A 17,786-nucleotide genomic window follows, 5' to 3' on the forward strand; every position below is an offset into this window, starting at 1 on the left:
CGCGAACATAACGTGAAGTCATGCCACGGGACGGACACGGAGGGATCCACGACCGGGAAGGCCCCACCGGCGGCGAGCGCGCCGAGAAGGAGCGCGTGACCGCGGGACGGGACGCGTACCCTCCCATCGCCGAGCACGGCCTGATCGGGGACCTGCGCACGGTGGCCCTGGTCGACACCAGGGGGACCGTCGACTGGTACTGCTCACCGAGGTTCGACGCGCCGAGCGTGTTCGGCTCGCTCCTGGACGCCGAGCGCGGCGGCTCGTTCCGGCTCGGCGCGGACGTGCCGGAACGCAGGACCAAGCAGTTCTACTTCCCCGACACCAACGTCCTGATCACCCGGTTCTACGCCGCCGACGGCGTCGGCGAGATCCAGGACTTCATGCCGATCCCCGCCGACCCCCGCGAGGCCGACCGGCACCGGCTGATCCGCCGCGTCGTCTGCGTGCGCGGCGAACTGCCGTTCACCGCACTGGTGGCCCCCCGGTTCGGGTACGGCGCCGAGTCGCACACCGTGCGGACGTACGAGGACCGCGCGGTCTTCACGGCCCCGTCGATGAGCCTCACCCTGGAGGCGACGGTGCCGCTGGAGCGGGACGGCGTGGACGTGCGGTCCCGGTTCACGCTGCGCGAGGGGGAGACCGCCGTCTTCGCGCTCGATCGCAGCGACGTGTCACTGCCGCGCCGGCACTGCCCCATCGCCGAGGCCGAGGAGCAGTTCACCGCCACGGTCGCCTACTGGCGGCGCTGGCTCGCGAGGTCGCGGTACCGGGGCCGGTGGCGCGAGATGGTGCACCGCTCCGCGCTGACCCTCAAGCTCCTCACGTACGCGCCGACCGGCGGCATCGTCGCGGCACCCACCACCAGCCTGCCGGAGATGGTGGGTGGCGGACGCAACTGGGACTACCGGTACGTCTGGATCCGTGACGCCGCGTTCTGCGTGTACGCGCTGCTCAGGCTGGGCTTCACCGAGGAGGCGGAGGCCTTCATGGGCTTCCTGTCCGAGTACGTCCCCCTGTGCGAGGACGGTCCGGCCGGGCCGTTGCAGATCATGTACCGGATCGACGGCGGCAGGGACATCCCCGAGAGCGAGCTGCCGCACCTGTCGGGCTACCAGGACTCGGCGCCGGTCCGCGTCGGCAACGCCGCCGCCGGCCAGTTGCAGCTCGACATCTACGGCGCGCTCATCGACTCCATCTACCTGTACGACAAGTGGGCCGACCCCATCTCCAGCGACCGCTGGGACGAGTTGTGCGTTTTGGTCGACTGGGTGTGCGCCAACTGGGACCGTCCGGACGAGGGGGTCTGGGAGACCCGTGGCGGCCGTCAGCACTTCGTGTACTCGCGCCTGATGTGCTGGGTCGCCATCGAACGCGCCATGCGCATGGCGGCGCGCCGCGGACTGCCGGCCGACATCCCCCGCTGGCGGCGCAGCCGCGACGCGATCTACCGCCAGATCATGTGCCGGGGGTGGAACGCCGAAGTGGCGGCGTTCGTGCAGCACCTCGACGGCGACGTGCTCGACGCCTCGGTCCTGATGATGCCGCTCGCCAAGTATGTGTCCCCGACCGACCCCAAGTGGCTGTCCACGCTCGACGCGCTCGGCCGCGTCCTGGTCTCCGACTCCCTGGTCTACCGCTACGACGCGCAGGCCAGCCCCGACGGCCTGACCGGCCCGGAAGGCACCTTCTCCATCTGTTCCTTCTGGTACGTCGAGGCGCTCACCCGCGCGGGCCGGGTGGACGAGGCCCGCCTCGCCTTCGAGAAGATGCTCACGTACGCCAACCACGTGGGCCTGTACGCCGAGGAGATCGGCCACACCGGCGAGCAGCTCGGCAACTTCCCGCAGGCGTTCACCCATCTGGCGCTGATCAGCGCGGCCGTCAACCTCGACCAGGCCCTCGGCTGACCGCGCCTGAGCCGACGGGGGAGAGCGCGCAGATCTCCGGGACGGCGGCCATGGGGACGTCCTCGGTGAGGCTGCGCAGCAGCAGGCGCTCGACGGCCAGCAGCATCGCCTCCGCGGTGGGACGCGGCAGGTAGGCGGTGTCGATGATCAGGCTCAGCTCGGCGGTGTCGGGGGCCGTGCCGATGGTGAAGAAGGCCTTGAAGCGGACACCGGGCCAGGCGTTTTTCACATGGGTGCGGGTCCTGGCGGCCAGGGGGGCGACGTCCTCGCCGGAGAGCAGTTTCGGCAGGCCGGGCCAGGTGGTGCCGCCTCTGCGGTCGTTGAGGAAGGCGTCGAGGTCCGGTTCCCTGCCGCGCAGGCGGCCGATCTCCTCGCGCATGGCGGTCATGGCGAAGGGGTCGTAGTGCGCGTTGCGGTACGCGGTGAGCGCGCTGCGGTGGGCCTCCTGGCAGGTGGCGGCGAAGTCGGTGTCCGGCAGGTCGAGGACGAAAAGGCCGTCCTGGCCCACGGTGCCGACCATGGCGCGGGTGCGCGGGTCGCGGCGGTTGCTGTGGACGAGCTGCATCACGGCCCTCGGCCGGCCGCTGACGGTGGCGAGGACCGTGGCACAGGCGGCCAGCAGGATGCTCGTGGTGCTGATGGCCCAGCGTTCCGCCAGACGCTCCGCGGCGACGGCGGCGGCGACGGACGTCATGCCGACCTCGATGAAACGTGGCGTCTCGGGGGTTCCCGGCGGGTGGTCGAAGACGTCCAGGGGGACGTCCTCCAACACCGAGCGCCAGTAGCGGATCGAACGTCGCGACCGGGCCTGGAAGGACGGTTCGAGTTCGAGTTCGGCCTGGTCCATGGGCTGCCAGTCGGCGGGGGGCAGGTCCTCGCCGCGCAGCAGGGAACGCCACTCCGCCGACAGCAGGGACAGGGCCTGGTAGTCCACGGCGAGGTGGGAGAAGGTGAAGGCCAGGGCCATGGGCCGGTCGTTCTTGAGCACGACGGCGCAGCGCAGCGGCAGGTCCGTGCCGTGTTCGAAGACGGTCTCGCTGAGCGTGGCGGCGAGGCGCTCGGCCACGGTGAGCGCACGGTCCTCGCCGGCGTCGACCAGCTCGACGGTCAGCTCACCGACGCGGTTCACCTGCTGCACGGGGCCGTCGGCGGTGGCGGTGAAGGTCGTGCGCAGGCTCTCGTGGCGCTCGATCAGCGTGCGCAGCGCGTCGAGCACGACCGGCAGCCCGCGTCTGCCGTACACCGGCAGCACCCAGGGGCAGTTGAGGAACGACTGGCTGTCCCCCATCAGGTGGACGGCGCGCCACATCAGCCGCTGGCCCCAGGTGAGGGTGGCGACCCCGTCCCGCATGCCTTCGAACGCGACGGCACGGGTCGTCATCGCGCCGCCAGCAGCGTCGCGACGTGCGCGGCGAGGGTGTCCACGCTCTCGAAGGACGACAGGTCACCGCCGAGGTCGACGTCCACGCCGAAGGTGTCCTCGATGGCGTCGATGAGGCGGATGCGGGCCAGCGAGCTGAACCCGAGCGCGGAGAGGGAGTGACGGCCGGTGAGCGCGTCCTCGGCGCGTACCTCGCCGTCGGAGGCGCTCGCGATCATGCCGGCCAGCTCATGCCGGAGCTCGGTGGTGGTCTCGCTCATCTGTCTTGGCCTTTCTCGTCTCGTCGAGTGCGCGCAGCGCCTGGACGCCGATCAGGTCGTCGGCGACGGCGTCCGGCACCTCGTGGTCGAAGCGGGCGAGCGCGGGCACCCGCATGGCGATGAGGGCGACCGCCACGATGGCGGCGCCGAACAGCAGGTACATGAACCCGATGCCGCGGCCGGGGCCGGTGCCGATGAGCGTGCCGACGCTGCCGGCGAGCGCGCCGCCGTCCACGAGCAGCGGGTCGAGCACGGAGGCGGCGTACGGCGCCACGAGGCCGAAGCCGATGGGGAGCGTGGACCACGCGATCAGGGTGTTCATGGCGAACACCCGGCCGTGGAACCGCTGCGGCACCTTGACCTGCACGATCGTGGTGTAGATGCCGTTGAGCAGCGTCACCCAGGCGGTCATGCCGCACACGCCGACGGCGATCACCACCAGGTCGGCACGCAGGCCGGTGACCACACTGAACACGCCGAGCGCCAGCGTGCACAGCAGCACGCCGCGCAGCCGCAGCCGGCGCGGCCCACCCCAGACGATCATGATGAGCGCGCCGGCGAACGTGCCGACGCCGGCGAGGAACGACACCCTGCCGACGTCGGCGAGTCCCGCGAACGACAGCACCAGCGGCCCGAACATCAGCAGCAGCGGCGAGAGGAAGACGTTCATCACGACGAAGAACAGCAGCATGCCGCGGAAGCCGCGGTGGCCGAGGGAGTACCGCAGCCCGCCGAGGATCTCGGCGGTGATCGGTTCCCTGCGCCGCCACGCCATGGTGGCGGGGAACCGCACGACCAGCAGCACCACGATGGCGGCCGCGTAGCTGAGGACGTCGAGCAGGAGGATGCCGCCGAGCCCGATGCCGGCGAGCAGCCCCACCGCGAAGATCGGCACCAGCAGTTGCGCGGTGCCGAAGCCGAGTTGCGCGATGCCGTTGGCGTGGCCGAGGTAGTGCTTCGGCACGAGCTGCGGGATCGCCGTGGCGTACGCGACCCGCTGGAACGTGAGCGCGACCGACAGGCAGCCGAGCAGCGGGTAGATCGCCCCCGTGGTGAGGTTCCCCGTCCACAGCAGCAACCCGAACGCGAGCTGCGTGGCGAACGCCGCGACGTCCCCCGCGAGCATGACCTTGCGCCGGTCGGACCGGTCGATGATCGCGCCGGCGACCGGCGCGGTGAGCAGCCCGGGGACCAGGCCCGCCACCGCGAGCAGCGCGAACTGCACCACGGAACCGGTCGTGGTGTAGATCCACAGCGGGACGGCGAACTCGGTCAGCGCCGACCCGGTCACCGACACGAGCTGGCTTGCCGCCACGGAGAGGAACCGCGCGAGGCTCGGCTGCACCCCGGCCGGCCGCACCGGCGTGTCCGAGCGCGACACGTCGTGCAGCCACCACGTGGCGTCCGGCGCGCGCTCCGGCCCGTCGCGCGGCCCGTCCAGCGCGCGATGGGTGGTCGTGACGATCTCGGCGACCTCGGCGGCGCGGTACTTCAGGAAGAAGTGGCCGGCCTCGGCGAGCACCACCACCGCCGACGTGGACGTCAGGAAGTGCCACTCACGGAACCGCTCCTGGTAGTAGTCGGTCGCCGGGTCCTCGGTGCCGGCCAGGGTGATCACCGGAGCGCGGAGCCGCTCGGTGCCGGAGGCGAACAGGCGGGTGTAGTAGTCCTCCGCCTCCCGCGAGTCGCGCCGCATGTTGCGCACGATCCGGCGGGCCTCGGCGTGTTCGATGTCACCGAGGTCCACGCCTTGCGAGATGAGCCAGTTGACGTACCGCTGGTCGCCGCGCAGCCGCTCCGCCTCGGCGAGCTTCGCGACCCGCGACATCAGCGCGCCGCGCGGCCTGGCGAACGGGAAGATGGCCCCGATGTACAGCGCCACGAGTTCCCGTCCCGCGGCCTCGAGACGCCGAGCGATCTCCACGCTCAGCGCCGACCCGACGCCGCAGTGGCCGTACAGCGCGACCGGGCCCTCGACCTTCTCCAGGATCTCCCGCACGCACGCCGCCGCCAGGTCGTCGAACTCCATCCGTCCCTCGGCGACACCGGCGTCGTGACCGGGGACCGCGAGCGACCACAGTGCGTGACCGTCCGGCAGCGCGTCGGCGAGCGGCTGGTACACGACCGCGCTCCCCCCGCCGTACGGCACGCACACGTAGCTGAGCACCGGCGGCGTGGCGCGGGCCGGGGTGAGGCGGTGCAGCAGCGACCGGGGGCCGCGCCGGTCGGCCGGGGTGTCGGCGAGCGCGGCCAGCTCACGCACGGTGGGGTGCTTGAACACGTCCATCACGCCGACCTCGGCCCCGGTCCGCTTGCGCAGCCGCGCCACCACCTGTGTGGCGAGCAGCGAGTGGCCGCCGAGGTCGAAGAAGTCGTCGTCGACGCCGATCGCCTCGACGCCGAGCAGTTCGCACCAGATCTCCGCGAAGACTCGCTCGGTCGGGGTGTCCGGCGCGACGAACTCGATCGCGGCGTCTCGTCCGGCGACCGGCGCCGGCAGCGCGCGGCGGTCGAGCTTGCCGTTCGGGCCGAGCGGCAAGGTGGCGAGCGTGACCCAGCCTCCCGGCACCATGTAGTCCGGCAGCGTCTTCTTCAGCTCGGCGCGCACGGCGGCGTGGTCGAGCACTTCGTCCAGCGCGCCGCCGTCCACCGGCGTGATGTACGCCACCAGGCGCGGGTCGCCGGGACGGTCCTCGCGGACGATCACCGCGGCGTCCCGGACGGCGGGGACGGCGCGCAGCGCCGCCTCGATCTCGCCGAGCTCGATGCGCAGGCCGCGCAGCTTGACCTGGCCGTCCATGCGGCCGAGGAACTCAAGGGCCCCGTCCAGGCGCCGTCGCGCGAGGTCGCCGGTGCGGTACAGCCGCGAGCCAGGCGGGCCGAACGGGTTCGCCACGAACCGTTCGCCGGTGAGGCCGGGCCGGTTGAGGTACCCGAGCGCCACCTGGTCCCCGCCGATGAACAGCTCACCCGGCACACCGACCGGCACCGGCGCCATGGCGGCGTCCAGCACGTACAGGGACGTGTTGGCGACCGGCGTGCCGATCGGCACCCGGGCCGCCTTGGCGAGCGCGGCCGGACGGCAGTGCCAGGACGACACGTCCACCGCGGCCTCGGTCGGGCCGTACAGGTTGTGCAGCTCGGCACCCGGCAGCGTGGTGAGGCAGCGCCGCGCGAGGTCGGCAGGCAGTTCCTCGCCGGAGCAGATGACGCGGCGCAGCGCGCGGCAGCCGGCCACGTCGTCCTCGGCGAGGAACGCGGCGAGCATGGACGGCACGAAGTGGACGGTGGTGACCTTCTCGGTGACGAGGAAACGCCGCAGGTACGCGGCGTCCTTGTGGCCGCCGGGGGTGGCGAGCGCGAGGGTCGCGCCGTGGCGCAGCGGCCAGAACAGTTCCCACACCGACACGTCGAAGCTCACCGGCGTCTTCTGCGCCACCACGTCGCCGGCGTCGAGGCCGTACCGCTCCTGCATCCAGCGGAGCCGGTTGGCGATGCCGCCGTGGGTGTTCGGCACCCCCTTGGGCCGGCCGGTGGAGCCGGAGGTGTAGATGACGTAGGCGACGTCGCCGGGGTCCACTGCCGGCAGGGGGCCGGCGCCGGACCAGGCCGACGGGTCGTCCAGGTCGAGCACGACCGTGGTGGTGTCCGGCACGGACGGCCGGATCCTTCGCTGCGTGAGCAGCGCGGCCGGCGCGGCGTCGCCGAGCATGAACGCGATCCGCTCGGCCGGGTAGTCCGGGTCGACCGGCAGGTACGCGGCACCGGCCTTCAGCACGCCGAGCAGCCCCGGCAGCAGCTCGAGCGAGCGCTCCGCGCAGACCGCGACCACCGAGCCGGCGGTCACGCCGTGGCGGCGCAGGGTGTGCGCCACGCGGGTCGCCGCCGCGTCCAGCTCGGCGTACGTCAGCGACCGGCCCTCGAAACGCACCGCGACGGCGTCGGGGGTGCGCGCCGCCTGCTCCTCGACGGGACCGTGCAGCGTCGCGACGCCGGGGTAGGCCGTGGCGGTGGCGTTCCAGCCCTCGACGACGAGGCGGCGTTCCTCCTCGCCGAGCAGGTCGATCTGCGACAGCCGCAGGTCAGGACGGGCCGCGACGCGTTCGAGCAGGGTGCGCAGGTGGCCGGCGAGCCGTTCCACCGTGGCGGCCTCGAACAGGTCGGTGTTGTAGACGAACAGCCCCGACATGCCGCCGCCGGGGTCGTCGGCGACGTACAGCTCCAGGTCGTACCGCGTGGCCCAGGCGTCGAGCGGGAAGTCCGCGAGGCTCAGGCCCTGCGGCGGTTCGACGCCGCCGCCACGGAAGTTCTGCATCGCGAGGATGACGCCGAACAGCGGCGACCTCGACACGTCCCTCGGCAGGTCCAGCTCGGAGACGAGCCGCTCGAACGGCAGGTCCTGGTGCGCGAGCGCGTCCACGGTGACGTGGCGCACCCGGTCCAGCAGCTCCCCGAACGCCGGGTCACCCGACAGGTCCACCCGCATGGTCAGCATATTGACGAAGCAGCCGATCACGCCGTCCAGCTCCGGCGCCTGGCGTCCCGCCACCGGTGACCCCACCGCGACGTCCTCGGTGCCGGCGTACCGGCCGAGCAGCGCGGCGAACCCGGCGAGCATCGTCATGAACGGTGTGGCGCCGTGCGCGCGGCCGAGTTCGGCGAGCGCGGTCGCGAGGTCCGCGTCCAGCGGGAACCCGCACGCCGCGCCGGTGTAGGTGCGTTCCGGCGGCCGGGGCCGGTCGGACGGCAGGTCGAGCGGTTCGAGGCCGGCCAGCCGTTCCCGCCAGAAGCCGAGGTCGCGCTCCGGCGGCGGCAGGCTCCGCTGCCAGGCCGCGTAGTCGCCGTACCCGGTCTCCGGCTCGGGGGGTGTGCCGTCGGCGTAACGGGTGAAGACCTCGCGCAGCAGAAGTTCGGCGGACCAGCCGTCGGCGGCGATGTGGTGCACCGCGACCACGAGCACATGGTCGTCGTCGGCGAGCCGCACCAGCAGCGCTCGCGCCACCGGTCCCTGCGCCAGGTCGAACGGCGCGGACAGGAAGACCTCGACCAGGGACCGCGCGGTGGCCTCGTCCGGCGCGCCGGCCACGGTCAGCGGCAGGGTGGCGTCCTCGGTGACCACGACCCGCGGCTCGCCGTCCGCGGTGGCCGGGTACCGCATGCGCAGTGCCTCGTGCGCGGACACCACGGCGTCGAGCGCGTCCGCGAGCGCGGCGGCGTCGAGGGGGCCGCGCAGCCGCAGGGTGAGCGGGATGGTGAGCTGCGTGGTTCCCGGCGCGAACTGTTCCAGGAACCACAGCCGTTCCTGCGCGTGCGACAGCGGCGGCGGCTCACCTTCGGGCCGCCTCGGGACGGTCCGCCTGCGCGGGGCCGGGGCGCCATGGCGCAGCCGCAGGGCCAGCAGCTCCTGCTTGGTGGCCGACAGCTTCTCGGTCCCGGTCACCGCGGCGTCTCCTGTTCCAGCAGGTGGGCCGCCTCGTCCTCGGTCAGGCCGGAGAGCTGGTCGACGAGCAGCTCCTCGACCGCCGTGGCGAGCCCGGCGACGGTCGGCCGGTCGAACACCGTGCGGATCGGCACGTCGATGTCGAGCGCGTTCCGCAGCAGCGCCGCGACCCGGGTCGCGAGCAGCGAGTGGCCGCCGAGCGCGAAGAAGTCGTCGGACGCGCCGACGGCTCCGGCGTCGAGACCGAGCACCTCGGCGCACACCCCCGCGACCAGCGTCTCGGCGTCTGTGCGCGGCGGCACGTACCGCGCGGCGGCGACGGGGCCCGGCAGCGGCAGGGCCGCGTGGTCGACCTTGCCGGTGACGGTGAGCGGCAGCGCGTCCAGCCGCACCCAGCCGGACGGCACCAGGTGCGCCGGCAGCGTGGCGGTGAGCCGCCGGCGCAGGTCCTCGGGGTCGGCCGGTCCCACCGTGTACGCGAGCAGCCGGTCGCCGTCGGCGGTCACCACCGCCTGGCGCACACCGGGGCAGGTGAGCAGCGCCGCCGTCACCTCACCCGGCTCCACCCGGAAGCCGCGCACCTTCACCTGGTCGTCGAAGCGGCCGAGGAAGGCGAGAGCGCCGTCCGGCCGCAGGCGCACCCGGTCGCCGGTGCGGTACAGCCGGGAACCAGGCGGGCCGAACGGGTCGGGGACGAACCGTTCCGCGGTGGAGAGGGGACGGCCGACGTAGCCGCGTGCGAGGCTCGCGCCGCCGAGGCACAGCTCACCCGGCACGCCTGGCGGCACCGGTTCGCCGTACGGGCCGAGGACGCGCGCGGTCACGCCGTCGACGGGCCGGCCGATCGGCGGAGTGGTCTCCGTGTCGGCCCGGCCGAGGTCGGCCGCCGTGGCGACGACGACGGCCTCCGTCGGGCCGTAGGTGTTGACCAGCCGCACCTCGTCGCCGAACCAGGCACGCCAGCGGCCGACCGCCGGAGCGTGCGCCTGCTCGCCGCCGATGACGACGAGCCGCAGCGGACGCGGCCACGTCACGTCGCCGAGTGCCTCGGTGAGGTGGTGCCAGTACGCGGTCGGCAGGTCGAGCACGGTGACCCGGCCGCCTTCGGGGGTGCGCAGGACATCCGGCAGGGTGGCCGCGCCGTCCGGCAGCAGCAGCACCGACGCGCCGGCCGTGAGCGCGGGCCACAACTCCTCGACGTGGGTGTCGAAACTGAGCGACGCGAACTGCGCCACCCGGTCGGCCGGACCGAGGCCGTACTCCTGGCGCATCCAGCGCACTCGTGCGGCGAGCGCGCCGTGCTCGACGAGCACGCCTTTAGGCCGGCCGGTGGAGCCTGAGGTGTGGATGACGTACGCCGGGTCGTCCGGCGCCGGCCAGGTGCCGGTGAGGTCGCCTGGCTCGCCGTCGGCCGCGTAGTTCGTGTCGGCCGTGTCGTACGCGTCCTCCGCGATCAGCACGGGGACGGACTCCGGCAGCCGCGACGCCAGTGACGCGTCCGTCACGACGAGCCGCGCGCCGCTGTCGCGCACGAGGAGGCCGAGGCGTTCCTGCGGATACTCGGGGTCGAGCGGCAGGTAGGCGCCGCCGGCCCGCCACACGGCGAGCAGCGCCGTCACCGCGCCGATCGACCGGCCGAGACACACCCCGACCACGTCACCGCGGCCGGCACCCCGCCGCCGCAGCGCCGCCGCGAGGCGCGTCACCCGCGCGTCCAGCTCCGCGTATCCGGCACGTTCACCGCCGCACACCAGCGCCGTCGCCTCAGGCGTCGCCGCGACGGTCCGCGCGAACAGTTCCGGCACGGTGGCGCCACCGTCGTGAGCCACCTCCCGGCCGGTCTGCGCCGGACCGGTTTCCCTGTCCGCCGCGCCTGCCGCCAGGGCCGCGTTCGCGGCGTCGTCCTCGCTCGTCGTCATCGGCAGCCGCGAGATCCGGGTGCGCGGCGCGTCCGCGATGCCGCGCAGCAGCGTCTCGAACCGCGCCGCGAGCCGCTCGATCGTGGCCGTGTGGAACAGGGTCGCGTCGTAGCCGAGCGCGGCCCGCAGGCCCCGCTCGCCGCGCCACGTCTCCAGGGCCAGGTCGAACTTCGCCTGGCGGTAGCCGCCGTCGAACAGCTCCACCCCGAGGTCGCCGACCCGCTCGGGAGGTGTGCCGTCTCCCACCTGGCTGTGCAGGATGATCATTGTGGCGAGCAGCGGGTTGTGGTGGACGTCACGCGGCAGGCCGAGTTCCCCGATGAGCCGTTCGAACGGCACCGTGCGGTGCGCGTGCGCCTCCAGTACCGAGCGGCGGGTCGCGTCCAGCAGGCCGGTGAACTCCGGGTCCCCGCCGAGGTCGCCGCGCAGCACCAGCGTGTCGGTGAGGTACCCGATGACCGGTTCCAGCTCCACGCGGTCCCTGGCGGCCCACGGCGTGCCGACCAGGATGTCGTGCTGACCGGTGTGCCGGGCCAGCAACACCTGGTAGGCGGCCACCAGCACCATGAACAGCGAAGCCCCGTGCTCCTGCGCCAGCCGCTCCAGCCTCCCGACGACGTCCTCCGGCACACCGAACATGTGGAACGCGCCGTCCGGCCGTCCGCCGCGCGGCTTGTCGAGCGGCAGCTCAAGGCGGGCCGGGTCGGCGAGGCGGCGCCGCCAGTACGCCAGCGCCTCCTCCGCGGCGGGCCCTGCGTCCCGGTCCCGTTGCCACAGCGCGACGTCGCCGAACTGCACCGGCATCGGCGGCCATCCGGGTTCGGTCCCCGCGACCCTGGCCTGGTAGGCGGCGAACAGGTCGTCGAACAGGATGCTGTTGGACCAGCCGTCGGCGACGATGTGGTGCAGCGCGAAGCACAGCACGTGGTCGCCGGGGCCGAGCGTGATCAGGGTCACCCGCAGCGGCGGCGCCGCGGCGAGGTCGAACGGCGCGTTGACGCGCGCGGAGACCAGCCGTCGCGCCTCCTCCTGCGCGTCGGGAACGCGGCTCAGGTCGACGCGTTCCACCGGCACCGGGCCCGGCGGGTCGACGACCGCGATCGGCGTGCCGTCGATGTCCGGGAACGACGTGCGCAGGCTCTCGTGCCGCGCCACCACCGCGTCCAGCGCGTCGCCGAGCGCGCGGACGTCCAGCGGGCCACGCAACCGCAGCACCAGGTACATGTTGTACGAGGCGTCGCCGGGGTCGAACCGCTGCAGGAACCACAGCCGTTCCTGCGCGAACGACAACGGCGGCGCCGCCCCCGGCGGCCGGGGCCGTATCGCCGGGGTCTCCGGTTCCGCCGCGACCTCGCCGGCCGGCCCGCCACGCAGCCGCACGATCTCCTCGACGACACCCCCGATGGTCGGGTCGTCGAAGAAGGCGTCCAGCGACACGTCCACCCCGAGGCGATCGCGCACGCGCGCCGTGATCTGCGTCATGGTGAGCGAGTGGCCGCCGAGGTCGAACAGGTCGTCGTCCAGCGCGATGTCCCCCACCTCACCCGCCTCGTCGAGGTCGAGCACCTCACGCCAGATGCGCCGCACCTGCTCGGCGAGGTCCGCGCTCCCGCCGGGCTCGCCGGCCGGATCCGTCGTCCCGCCGGGCTCGGGGGCCGGCGTGACCCGCGCGGGGTCGGGAAGCGCGGCACGGTCGAGCTTGCCGACCGGGGTGAGCGGCAGCGCGTCGAGCACCACGTACGCGCTCGGCAGCAGCGGCTGCGGCAACGTGCGCGCCAGGTGCGCCGACAGCGCGGACGGCTCGGGGGACGCGCCGCGCGCCGGCACGACGTACGCGACCAGGCGGGGATCGCCGGCCTCCCGGTCGCGGACGGCCACCGCGGCCTCGGCCACCGCGGGGTGGCCGAGGAGACGTGCCTCGATCTCACCGAGCTCGACGCGGTGGCCGAGCACCTTGACCTGGCCGTCCTCACGTCCGATGAACTCGATCTCGCCGTCGGCCCGGTACCGCGCCAGGTCCCCCGTGCGGTACATCCGCGAACCCGGCGGCCCGAACGGGTCGGCCACGAAGCGCTCGGCCGTGCGGCCGGGACGTCCGCGGTAGCCGCGCGCGACCCCGTCCCCCGCGACGCACAACTCACCGGCCACCCCCACCGGCACCGGCCGCATGGCCGCGTCGAGCAGGTGGACGCGGGTGTTGGCGACCGGACGGCCGATCGTGACCGTCCCATCCGGCTCTCCCGGCTCACCCGCCGTGCTCCAGATGGTCGTCTCGGTGGGCCCGTACACGTTGACGACCCGGGGACAACGCGAGCGCAGCTCACCGGCGAGCCGCGCCGTGAGCGCCTCACCGCCGGTGAGCGCGGTCACGCCGCCGATGCCGCCAGGCAGCAGCAGCCGCCACACCGACGGGGTGGCCTGCACGTGGGTCACCCCCTGCGCGGCCACCAGCCGCGCCAGCGCCTCGGGCCGCCGCACCGCGTCGTGCGGCGCGACCACCACCCGGCCGCCGGTGACCAGTGGCAGGTAGATCTCCAGGGCGAAGATGTCGAACGCCGGTGAGGTGAGCGCGAGCCATGTGTGGCCGTGGTGCGCACCGAGCAGGTCGCGCATCGCGAGCAGCAGATTGGCGAGGTTCCCGTGATCGACCTCGACACCCTTCGGCCGTCCCGTCGAACCCGAGGTGTAGATCACGTACGCGATGTCGCCGGCAAGCGGCCGTACCGGCTCTGTCGCCGGCTCTGTCGCCGGCTCTGTCGCCGCCTCGCCGGACGTCTCAGGGGACTCGGTCCCCTCGTCCACCACGAGGATCCGGCCCGGCAGGTGTTCCGGAGCGGGGCTCTCGCACAGCAGCAGCCGGGGACGCGCGTCGGCCACGATCATGGCGAGGCGTTCCGCCGGGTGGCCGGGGTCCAGCGGCAGGTAGGCGGCGCCTGCCTTGTGCGCGGCGAGCAGTGACGCGAGCAGCAGCGGCGACCGTCGCAGGTGCACGGCGACCAGGTCCCCGCGTTCCACACCGGCCCGCCGCAGCCGGTGCGCGATCCGGGCCGCCATGGCGTCGAGCTCGGCGAAGGTGAGCGAACGGCCTTCGCAGGTGACGGCCACCGCGTCCGGCCGGTCACGCACCCGCTCGGCGAACAGGCCCGGCAGCGTCGCGTCCTCGGGGTAGGGTGCCGCGGTCGCGTTCCATTCGGTGAGCACGCGGCGCAGCTCCGCCGGCGCCAGCACCTCCAGGTCGGCGAGGCGGGTACGCGGGCCGGCCGCGGCGTGACCGAGCAAGGCGCGCAGGCCGCCGAGGAACCGCGCGGCGTCGTCCCGGCCGAGCGCCGCCGGGTCGTACCGCAGTCGGACGGCCAGGCCGTCCGGGCCGTCCACGGCCTGCAGGTGCAGCGCGCCTCTGCTGCCGCCGGCGAACATCATGCGGTCCACGGTGAGCCGCAGGCCGGGGAACACCGGATCCGGTTCACGCCTGCGGTAGCTGATCGACACGGGGGTGACGACGCCGCGCGGCACGCCGAGCGAGATCGGCACGTCCCGGAACCGGTAGATCTGCCGCAGTTCACCGCGGACGTCCCGGACGAAGTCCGTGAACTCCCGCGCCGGTTCCGGCCGCGCGAGCACCGGCAGCTCGTTGACGAACGGCCCGATGTGGTCGCGGCTGTCCGCGTGCCGCGTGGTCAGGTCCACCGCCACCGCCGCGTCGCGCGCGCCGTACCGGAACAGCAGCGCGTGCACCGCGGCGACCAGCGTCTCGAACGTCGTCGCACCCGCCGCGCGTGCCACCGCCTCGGCGTCCGCGCCGAGCTCGCGGCCGTCCTCGGCGACGATCTCCTCGCCTTCGCCGTACCGGTGGGCCGTGCGCCGCTGTCCCGGCAGCACGAGCTCCGTGGCCGCCGCCTGGCGCGCGGCCCAGAACGCGCGCGCGGCAGGCAGGGCCGCCTCCACCCGTACGTGCTCGGCGCGGGCCACGCCGGCGAACGGCAACGGCACCACCGGCTCCGGCCGGCCGGCGGTCCGCGCCGCGTAGAAGCGAGCGAGGTCACGCACCAGGATGTCCTTGGAGATGCCGTCGAAGACCAGGTGGTGCGCGGTGAACAGCAGCACGTGACGCGCCGGCTCGGCCGCCGCGAGCGTGAACCTGGCGAGCGGGCCCTTCTCCAGGTCGAAGCCGCGGGCCGACTCCTCTTCGACCAACCGGCCGAGGTCGCCGGAGCCCGGCAGGTGCGTCACCACCGGCTCGGCCGCCGCGGCCAGGTGCAGGCCGTCGCCGGTCTCCTCGACGGTGGTGGACAGCACCGGGTGGCGGCCGATCACGTCACCGCAGGCGGCGAGCATGGCGGACACGTCGAGGTCGCCGTCGAACCACAGGGCGAGCGGCATGCGGTACGCCGGTCCCGCTCCCATGCGCTCGCCGATCCACATGCCCTGCTGCGCGGGGGAGGCCTCGCGGTCGTACTGGCGGTGGTTCATGTTCGTCTCTCAGTTCCGCTCGCCGGCGGCCGGAGCCACCAGGGGTCTCACCGTGCGTCCGAAGGCGCGTCCGAAGGCGCGTCCGAAGGGCCGCGGTCGAAAAGGTCGAGGAGCCGGGGCTTCACCACTTTCCCCACGTGGTTCTTCGGCAGTTCAGGCACGAACAGCAGCCGGCTCGGCATCTCGTGGCCCGCGAGGCGGTCCAGCAGGAACACGCGCAGGTCGGCCGCCGTGACCGGGGAACGGACGACGACGGCCGCGGCGATGACCTTGCCGAGCACCGGATGCGGCACGCCGGTCACGGCGGCCTCGGCGACCGCCGGGTGCTCGTACAGCGCGGCCTCCACCTGGAGCGTCGACACCTTGTGCGCGCCTGACTTGATGACGTCGCTCTCGCGGTCCACGAGGTACAGGTAACCGTCGGCGTCCAGGTAGCCGATGTCACCCATGCGCACCCAGCCGTCCTTGAAGGTGGCGCCGGTCAGCCGCCGGTCCCCGTAGTAGGCACGGGCCCCGGCGGGGGACCGCAGCCACACCTCGCCGTGCTCACCCGGCGCCGCCGTGGCGCCGTCCGGTGTGACGATCCGCAGGTCGCCGCCGGACGACGGCCGGCCCACCGACGCGGGCCGCGCCGGATCCACGATCATCGTGGTCTGCGCCGGTGCCGCCTCGGTGGAGGTGTAGTAGTTGACGATCGTGGCCTTGGGGAACGCCTCGGCCAAGGCGGCGGCGACGGCCGGTGGCAGGCTCGCCGCCGTCGAGCCGAGCAGCCGCACGCTCGACAGATCGTGCCGTTCGTGCACCCGTGCGTTGAGCAGCTCGATGGCCATGGCCGGCACCACGAACACCGTGCCGGCCCGGTACGACTCGATCAGCTTGGCGAAGCGTCCCGGTGTGAACCGCGGCAGGGTCAGCGCGGCCGGGCTCGCGTCGAGCGCGTTGACCAGCATGGTCTGACCGGCGTTGCTGCCGATGGGGAAGGCGTGCACGAAATGCCTGGAGTGCGCGAGCTTGCGGCGCCGCGGGTTGACGGTGACGCCGTAGGCGAGGTTGCCGTGCGTGGCGCCGACCCCCTTGGCCCGGCCGGTCGTGCCGGAGGTGTAGATGATCTGCGCCAGTGCCTCAGGACCGGGGTCGCGCTCGAACGGCCCCCCGGCCACGCTCAACTCCGCCGGCGTGGCCCGCCATCCGCCGGTCTCGGGGATGTCGGCGCCGGCGCCGTGCAGCACGGCGGCCACCGAGCAGTCCGTCAGCGCGTGCCGCACCTCGGCGGGGGCCAGCCGGTCCGACAGCGGCACGGCGACGCATCCGGCACGCGTGACACCGCACCACGCGACCGCGAACTCGATCCAGTCGCGCTCCCCGAACACCAGGCCGACCCGGTCCCCGACGGCGGCCCCGCGCTCGGCCAGCCCCCGCGCCACGCCGTCGGCCCGCCGGTCCCACTCGCCGAACGTCAGCTCACCGACGTCGGCCACCAGCAGCGCGGGCCGCCGCGGATCTTCCTCGGCCCGGCGCCGGAGCAGGCCGGGAAGGGTGAGGTGGCGGTCGTGGGTCGTCACGGCATGTCACCGAAAGATTTCGACAAAATGCCTCACTCCGCGTGATCGATGCTGAAGTCGCCAGATAGCCGCGCTTACGCGGTCCCGCTATCTCAACCGGAAGGATAGGCACCGCAGGACCGACATAGCAGCGAAACATGAAAAGTCATTCACCGAAATGTTTCGGCATCCCGGTCGGCAGTGGTGATCCACTCGGGGCCGGGGTGCGCGTCAGGCCTGGTCGAAGGTCCCGGCACCCGGGGACCATGGACCTCGCCGGTCCGAAGCCCCGTCGTGGTGTGATGGAAGAGGAGGACCAGGCGCACGGCCAGGTGGGACGTCCCGGCCGCGCGCCGGGAGGAGGCAGCCATGACCACGATCACCGCGGCCGACGTCATGAGCCGGGACGTCGTGACCGTCACCCCGGACGAGTCCCCGCTGATGGCATGGGAGCTGATGCGGCGCGCACGCGTCCACCACGTCCCCGTCATCGGCGAGGACCAGCGTCTGTACGGCGTCCTCACCACGGAGATCCTGGCGATGGAATGGCAGGGCTCCCCGGCCGGCCTGTCCCGCCGCCAGGTCCGCGACCTGCTCCCCTACGGCCGGGTCCCCCGCGTCGTACGCGAGGAACCCCTGGACTGCGTGGCCGCCGCGATGCTCGACGCCGGCCTGGACGCCGTCTCCGTCGTGGACGAAAAGGGCCGCGCCGTCGGCCTCATCACCGCTGTCGACATCCTCAAGGCCGTCGCGGGCCGGTTCCCCGGCCCCACCGCCGCCGGGGAGGTCCACTGCGCGATGTTCCGCCTCCAGCCCGTCCTGCCGGAGCCGTCCACGACCCGGGACCGGCCCTGAGCACGGCAGG

At 73.4% G+C, this 17,786-nt stretch carries 7 protein-coding genes; 2 read left to right on the top strand and 5 right to left on the bottom strand.

Going from position 1 to position 17,786, the window contains the following annotated elements:
- The first annotated feature begins 20 nt into the window (after positions 1 to 20).
- Positions 21 to 1,910 (top strand): glycoside hydrolase family 15 protein, encoded by a 1,890-nt coding sequence (locus BJ992_RS01065; protein ID WP_184978094.1) that lies wholly within the window; start codon positions 21 to 23, stop codon positions 1,908 to 1,910.
- Here BJ992_RS01065 and BJ992_RS01070 read toward each other — a convergent pair.
- Genes BJ992_RS01070 through BJ992_RS01090 form a run of 5 tightly spaced genes read right to left on the bottom strand, consistent with a single transcriptional unit; the run spans position 1,885 to position 16,942 of the window.
- The gene (locus BJ992_RS01070) at positions 1,885 to 3,291 is read right to left on the bottom strand and encodes a condensation domain-containing protein (protein WP_184978095.1); all 1,407 of its coding nucleotides are present in this window, start codon (positions 3,289 to 3,291) and stop codon (positions 1,885 to 1,887) included. The two genes, BJ992_RS01065 and BJ992_RS01070, sit on opposite strands and share 26 nt — an antisense overlap.
- Positions 3,288 to 3,551, bottom strand: coding sequence for an acyl carrier protein (locus BJ992_RS01075; protein WP_184978096.1), 264 nt, complete (start codon positions 3,549 to 3,551; stop codon positions 3,288 to 3,290). Before BJ992_RS01075 ends, BJ992_RS01070 begins: the two co-directional genes overlap by 4 nt.
- A complete protein-coding gene (locus BJ992_RS01080; RefSeq protein WP_184978097.1) occupies positions 3,520 to 8,991 on the bottom strand; it encodes an amino acid adenylation domain-containing protein in 5,472 nt (1,823 codons plus the stop codon). The genes BJ992_RS01075 and BJ992_RS01080 overlap by 32 nt, the downstream gene beginning before the upstream one ends.
- The gene (locus tag BJ992_RS01085) at positions 8,988 to 15,380 is read right to left on the bottom strand and encodes a non-ribosomal peptide synthetase (protein ID WP_184978098.1); all 6,393 of its coding nucleotides are present in this window, start codon (positions 15,378 to 15,380) and stop codon (positions 8,988 to 8,990) included. The genes BJ992_RS01080 and BJ992_RS01085 overlap by 4 nt, the downstream gene beginning before the upstream one ends.
- Positions 15,381 to 15,427: 47 nt before the next feature.
- On the bottom strand, positions 15,428 to 16,942 hold the full coding sequence (locus BJ992_RS01090) for an AMP-binding protein (protein WP_184978099.1): 1,515 nt from the start codon (positions 16,940 to 16,942) through the stop codon (positions 15,428 to 15,430).
- 348 nt (positions 16,943 to 17,290) lie between these two features.
- Here BJ992_RS01090 and BJ992_RS01095 point away from each other — a divergent pair, with 348 nt between their 5' ends.
- Entirely contained in the window at positions 17,291 to 17,776 is a 486-nt protein-coding gene (locus BJ992_RS01095) for a CBS domain-containing protein (RefSeq protein ID WP_184978100.1), read from the top strand.
- Positions 17,777 to 17,786: the final 10 nt, after the last annotated feature.

Source organism: Sphaerisporangium rubeum, from assembly GCF_014207705.1.
Lineage (GTDB): Bacteria > Actinomycetota > Actinomycetes > Streptosporangiales > Streptosporangiaceae > Sphaerisporangium > Sphaerisporangium rubeum.

Coding starts and splice junctions, on each gene's coding strand:
- BJ992_RS01070 (WP_184978095.1), bottom strand. CDS start 3,291: ATGACGACCCGTGCCGTCGCGTTCGAAGGCATGCGGGACGGGGTCGCC.
- BJ992_RS01095 (WP_184978100.1), top strand. CDS start 17,291: ATGACCACGATCACCGCGGCCGACGTCATGAGCCGGGACGTCGTGACC.
- BJ992_RS01085 (WP_184978098.1), bottom strand. CDS start 15,380: ATGAACCACCGCCAGTACGACCGCGAGGCCTCCCCCGCGCAGCAGGGC.
- BJ992_RS01075 (WP_184978096.1), bottom strand. CDS start 3,551: ATGAGCGAGACCACCACCGAGCTCCGGCATGAGCTGGCCGGCATGATC.
- BJ992_RS01065 (WP_184978094.1), top strand. CDS start 21: ATGCCACGGGACGGACACGGAGGGATCCACGACCGGGAAGGCCCCACC.